At 71.8% G+C, this 656-nt stretch carries 1 protein-coding gene; it reads left to right on the top strand.

Going from position 1 to position 656, the window contains the following annotated elements; genetic code table 11:
* Positions 1-656 (top strand): acyltransferase domain-containing protein (locus IE178_RS35180; RefSeq protein WP_193515086.1); only part of this gene is annotated, 656 nt, incomplete at both ends.

The raw sequence follows: 656 nt of genomic DNA, 5'->3' as shown, positions 1-656 counted from the left end.
TTGTTCGCGGTCGAGGTGGCGTTGTTCCGGCTGGTGGAGTCGTGGGGTGTGCGGCCGGAGTTCGTGGCCGGGCATTCGATCGGTGAGGTGGCCGCCGCGCATGTGGCGGGTGTCTTCTCCCTGGCGGACGCGTGTGCGTTGGTGGCTGCGCGTGGCCGGCTGATGCAGGCGCTGCCTGCCGGTGGTGCCATGGTCGCCGTCGAGGCGACCGAGGCCGAGGTCCTGCCGCACCTGACCGACGAGGTGTCGGTCGCGGCCGTCAACGGCCCCTCCTCCGTAGTGGTGTCGGGTGCCGAGGCCGCTGTGGAGACCGTGGCGGAGGTGTTCCGCGGGCTGGGCCGTCGTACGTCCCGGCTGCGGGTGTCGCACGCGTTCCACTCGCCGTTGATGGAGCCGATGCTGGAGGAGTTCCGTGCGGTCGCCGAGGGACTGTCCTACGGCGAGCCGCGGTTGCCCGTCGTCTCCAATGTGACGGGGGCCCTGGCGGAGCCGGGTCAGCTGGCGTCGGCCGGCTACTGGGTGACCCATGTCCGTGAGGCCGTGCGCTTCGACGACGGTGTCCGTGCGCTGGCCGGTCAGGGTGTCACGCGATTCGTCGAGCTGGGCCCCGACGGTGTGCTGAGCGGCATGGCCCGCGAGAGCGCCGGCGACGACGC

Origin of the sequence: Streptomyces griseoloalbus (genome assembly GCA_014650015.1) — a bacterium.
Taxonomy (GTDB): domain Bacteria; phylum Actinomycetota; class Actinomycetes; order Streptomycetales; family Streptomycetaceae; genus Streptomyces; species Streptomyces griseoloalbus.
The sequence above is the reverse complement of the archived record's forward strand: the minus strand, read 5'-3'. Positions and strand labels throughout refer to the sequence as shown.